Origin of the sequence: Phormidium sp. CCY1219 (assembly GCF_035615515.1) — a bacterium.
Taxonomy (GTDB): domain Bacteria; phylum Cyanobacteriota; class Cyanobacteriia; order Cyanobacteriales; family Laspinemataceae; genus CCY1219.
This window is the reverse complement of record NZ_JAJENT010000867.1, coordinates 1-1,713: the sequence shown is the minus strand read 5'-3', so window position 1 is coordinate 1,713 and position 1,713 is coordinate 1. Positions and strand designations below refer to the sequence as shown.

The 1,713-nt window shown below is 56.7% G+C and carries 1 protein-coding gene; it reads right to left on the bottom strand.

Going from position 1 to position 1,713, the window contains the following annotated elements; translation table 11 throughout:
* Nucleotides 1–311: 311 nt before the first annotated feature.
* On the bottom strand, nt 312–1,713 hold a 1,402-nt coding region (locus LKK83_RS28240), incomplete at its 5' end, for a WD40 repeat domain-containing protein (RefSeq protein ID WP_442957375.1).

The window sequence follows — 1,713 nt, the reverse complement described above, 5'->3', positions numbered from 1 at the left end:
GCTCCGCCTCCACCCTGATAACTCGTTCCCAGGCTCATGCCTGGGAACGGCCCTCCCGAGGCTCCGCCTCCACCCTGGATGATTATACACAAGCACCTCATCTAGCGGGCGATTGAAATCGCGCCTGGGCAAGCCAAGTCCGCCTACGCGGACTAATTATAACTCGTTATAACTCGTTCCCAGGCTCATGCCTGGGAACGGCCCTCCCGAGGCTCCGCCTCCACCCCGATGGATGACCCTATAGCACCTCTGGCCCGTAGGGTGCGTGACCCGCGCCACTCCATGCCAAGCGCCGGGGTCACGCACCGAACTCATTCCCCTAACAAGCGTTTAATCTCCTCCTCGGTAAACGGATTTTCTCCAGCACGCAAGGTATCGATATATCCCTGCACGATTTCTTTAGCCTCTTCATCCTCACTTAACTCAAGAAAGGTCTCAAACGCTTGAATCGCGCCTTCCGTATCTCCCGTGAGAGCTTTGGCGATTCCCAGATTGCCTCGATCGCCCGCATCGTTCGGTGCTAATTGCACTGCTTTTTCGCAGGCAGGCATCACTACCTCGGCCTCACCGCGCAAGCTACCATACCAACACAGATTATTCCAAGTTACCGCAGAAATTTCCAGATTGGCATCAAGTTTCTCCGCTGCGGTATAAGCCTCAATGGCCGCTTTATACTGCCGGTCTTCCGCCAACTGCTTCGCCTTGTCCGCTACAGCCGCCGCCGTAATTTTTCTCGCTTCCGCTTCCGGGTCTAGGTCGAGGGTGTTGTCCAGTTTCAAAGCGGCTTGGAATTTCTCAACCGCTGCATCTACGCGACCCTCGCGGGCGAGTTGTCTCCCTTGTTCCACTAATGCAGATGATGTGGCAATTTGGATGGCTTCCGATTCCGGGTCCAGGTTCAGGGTCTCGTCCCATTTCAAGGCAGCTTGAAATTTGGCGGCAGCTTCGTCAACTTTACCCTCACTGGCGAGTTCTTTGCCTTGTGCCACTAAAGCGGGGACGCCAAGTTTAGTGGCTTTCGCTTCTGGGTCCAGGTCGAGGGTCTCGTCCACACTTACCGCCTGTTGGAATTTGGCAATGGCTTCGTCAACTTGACCCTCCCCGGCGAGTTCTTCCCCTTGTTTCACTAAACTAGAGGTGGCAATTTCGATGGCTTCCGCTTCCGGGTCGAGGTCGAGGGTGTCGTCCAGTTTCAAGGCGGCTTGGAATTTCTCTCTCGCTTCCTCTACTTGGGCTGACCGGGCCAACTCTTCCCCTTGTGCTATCAAGGCGGGGACGGCAAGTTCTGTGGCTTTCGCTTCCGGGTCCAGGTCGAGGGAGTCGTCCAGTTTCAAGGCGCGGTTGAAGTGAGTCACGGCCCCGGAGAAATCGCCATCCCGGGCTAAAGCCTTGCCTTGACTCACCAAAAACTGTGCCGACTCGGTGGTACTCCAGGCATATTTTTGACAGGTTTCACCAGCATCGCGGGCGGTATCGGTTTCTGGGGCTACCAAAACCGGATGATACTGCAACTGATTGCAGGCCATTTGCAGCCAATTTTTCCAATCCCCCCCGTTCCACAAGCGCAGGGTGTTGTCCCCACTGCCACTGACGATGGTCTCGCCGTCCGGGCTGAAGGCTACGGCGCTGACCGAACTCTGATGGCCGCGCCAGGGTTCGCCGATGGGTTCCCCCTGGCGGGTCCACAAGCGCAGGGTGTTGTCCGAACTGCCA